The 3,090-nt window shown below is 75.3% G+C and carries 3 protein-coding genes and 1 pseudogene; all 4 read left to right on the forward strand.

All coding sequences use genetic code 11. The annotated features are described in order from the left end of the window. A pseudogene (locus HGA02_RS21065) lies at positions 1 to 147 on the forward strand (VIT1/CCC1 transporter family protein); the annotation flags it as partial. Between the two features lie 135 nt (positions 148 to 282). Then, complete coding sequence (locus tag HGA02_RS14625; RefSeq protein WP_168679726.1) at positions 283 to 1,098, forward strand: ABC transporter ATP-binding protein; 816 nt, start codon at positions 283 to 285, stop codon at positions 1,096 to 1,098. 61 nt (positions 1,099 to 1,159) lie between these two features. Then, a complete protein-coding gene (locus tag HGA02_RS14630) occupies positions 1,160 to 2,161 on the forward strand; it encodes an ABC transporter substrate-binding protein (RefSeq protein WP_168679722.1) in 1,002 nt (333 codons plus the stop codon). Next, the coding region (locus HGA02_RS14635; protein ID WP_168679724.1) for an iron chelate uptake ABC transporter family permease subunit at positions 2,158 to 3,090 on the forward strand (933 nt) is incomplete at its 3' end. The genes HGA02_RS14630 and HGA02_RS14635, both read left to right, overlap by 4 nt.

The following is a 3,090-nucleotide window of genomic DNA, read 5'->3' on the forward strand; positions in this document are numbered from 1 at the left end:
CTCGCGCTGCTGGGCACGGGCGCGACCGTCGGGGTGCTGTCGGGCGCGTCGCCGGGGCGGCGGGCGCTGCGTCAGCTCGCGATCGGGTTCGGGGCGGCCGCGGTCACGTACGTGCTGGGGCTGGCGTTCGGCACGTCGGTCGCGTGACGACCGCTCGGCCGCGACGGACGCGGACGGGACGGGCCCGCCGCCCGGTGGGTGGACGAGGTTTGGCAATCCTTACTTAGTTGAGGCTAACCTGCGCGTGTGCCCACGACGCCCCCGTCCGACGACGCACCCGCCATGCCCGGTGTGCCCGCGCTCCGCGGCCACGACCTGTGCCTGGCCTACCACGGCACGGTCGTCGTCGAGCGCGCCGGCCTGCGCCTGCTGCCCGGTGAGGTCACCGCGCTGATCGGCCCCAACGGCTCCGGCAAGTCCACGCTGCTGCGCGCGCTCGCACGGCTGCACCGGCCCGAGGTCGGCACGATCGCGCTCCCCGACGTCGAGGACGCCCGCACGCTGTCGGCGCAGCACTTCGCGCGCCGCGTCACGCTGCTGTCGCAGTCCCGGCCCACGCCGTCGGGCGTCTGCGTCCGCGACGTCGTCGGCTACGGCCGCCACCCGTACCGCGGGCGCTGGCGCCAGGACGACCCCGACGGCCCCCGCGCGATCGCGTGGGCGATGGACGTCACGGGCACGACCGACATGGCCGCGCGCCCGGTCGACGAGCTGTCCGGCGGCGAGCTGCAGCGCGTCTGGCTCGCGACGTGCCTCGCGCAGGACACGCGCGTGCTGCTGCTCGACGAGCCCACGACCTACCTGGACCTGCGCTACCAGGTCGAGATCCTCGACCTGGTGCGCGACCTGGCCGACGAGCACGGCGTGGCCGTCGGCGTCGTCCTGCACGACCTGGACCAGGCCGCCGCCGTCGCCGACCACGTGGTGCTGCTGCGCCGCGGCGAGGTCGTCGGCGCGGGCCTCCCGCACGAGGTCCTCACCGCCGACGCGCTCACGGAGACCTACGGCATCCGCATCGACGTGACCGTCGACGACCACGGCCGCGTCCGCACGCGCCCCGTCGGCCGGCACACGCACCGCGCCCTCACGCCTGCCTGACCTGCCTGACACACCCGCGCCCCGCCCCCGCGAGGCGCGCCACCACCACCCGAGGAACCCCATGCGAACCCTGCGCGCCCTGCCCGCCGCCGTCGTGACGGGCACCGTCGCCGCCCTGCTGCTGACCGCCTGCGGCACGACCGAGGAGCCCGCCGCCGCGGCGGAGTCCGGCGCCCCCGAGGCGACCGGCGGCCCGGTCACCATCACCGACGACCGCGGCGAGGAGGTCACGCTCGACGCCCCGGCGACGGACGTCGTCTCGCTCGAGTGGGGCCTCACGGAGAACCTGCTGACGCTCGGCGTCACGCCCGTCGGCCAGGCCGACGTCAAGGGCTACAACGTGTGGGACACGGTCGTGCCGCTCGACGCGTCCGTCGCCGACGTGGGCATGCGCGGCGAGCCGAGCCTCGACGCGATCGCCGCGCTCGACGCCGACCTCGTCGTCACCACGACCGACCTCCCGGAGGAGGTCATCGCGCAGATCGAGGAGACCGTCCCCGTCATCGCGCTGCGGGGCTCGGACGCGACCGACCCGATCGGCCACATGGAGCGGACGATCGAGGTCCTCGGCCAGGCCACCGGCACGGAGGACGAGGCTGCGAAGGCCCTCGAGGAGTTCGACGCCGCCGTCGCCGACGCCAAGGCCGAGCTCGAGGACGCGGGCCTGTCCGGCGCGAAGGTCGCGATGGCCGACGGCTGGCTGTCCGACGGCGCCGTCTCGATCCGTGCGTACACCGAGGGCTCGTACCTCGGCGGCATCGGCCAGCTCCTCGGCCTCGAGAACGCGTGGTCGCTCGAGGGCGACCCCGACTACGGCCTCGGCGGCACGGACGTCGAGGGCCTGACCGCGCTCGGCGAGGACGTGCACTTCCTCTACATCGCCAACGACACCGAGGGCGGCGACGCGTTCACCGAGGGCCTCGGTACCAACGCGATCTGGCAGCAGCTGCCGTTCGTCGTCGCCGGCGACGTGCACCGTCTGCCCGACGGCATCTGGCTGTTCGGCGGTCCCGCCTCGGGTGAGGCGTGGATCGACGCGACGGTGGACGCGCTGACCAAGTGAGCCTCGGTCTCGACGAGCAGGTCGACGCACCGGCGGGCACGCGCCCGGTCCGGGGTGGCGCGACGGCGACCCCCGCCGCGCCGCTCCGCACCGCCGCGCTGCCGCTCGTGGGGGTGTTCACCGCGGCCGTCGTCCTCGTGGCGGCGCTCGCGGTGCTCGACCTCACGCTGGGCACCTCCGACGTGGGGGCCCTCGACCTGTGGCACCTGCTGCGGGGCACGAGCGACGACCAGACCCTCGCGGTCCTCGTCGCGTCGCGCGCCCCGCGGGTGCTCGCCGGCCTGCTCGTCGGGGCCGCGCTCGGCGTCTCGGGCGGTGCGCTGCAGTCGGTGGCGCGCAACCCGCTGGCGTCGCCCGACACGCTCGCGGTCAACGCGGGCGCGTACGTCACGGTCGTCCTGGCGGCCGTCCTCGGGATCTCCCTGCCGTTCGCGCTGAGCGGCGCGCTCACGTTCGTCGGCGGCCTGGCCGCGGCGGCGTTCGTGCTCGCGATCGCGCGCGGCGGTGCCGCCGGTCCGTCGCGCCTGGTGCTCGCGGGCTCGGCGACGATGCTCGCGCTCTCGTCGATCACCTACCTGCTCATGCTGCTGTTCGAGCAGGAGACGCAGGGCATGTTCGCGTGGGGCGAGGGCACGATCGTGCAGTCCGGCACGCAGAAGGTCGCCCAGGCGGCGCCCGTCGTGCTGGTCGCGATCGTGGTGCTCGTCGTGTGGTCCCGACGTCTCGACGTCCTCGCGCTCGGCGACGACACCGCGTCGGTGCTGGGGCTCGACGTCCGGCGCACGCGCGTCGTCGCCGTGCTGCTCGCGGTGCTCCTGGCCGCGCTCGCCGTGACGGTCGCCGGTCCCGTCGGCTTCGTCGGCCTGTCCGCGCCGGTCATCGCGCGGCTCGTCGCGTCGCGCGTCCCCGGCCTGTTCCGGCACCGGCTG

This window comes from Cellulomonas septica (assembly GCF_012396155.1).
Lineage (GTDB): Bacteria > Actinomycetota > Actinomycetes > Actinomycetales > Cellulomonadaceae > Cellulomonas > Cellulomonas septica.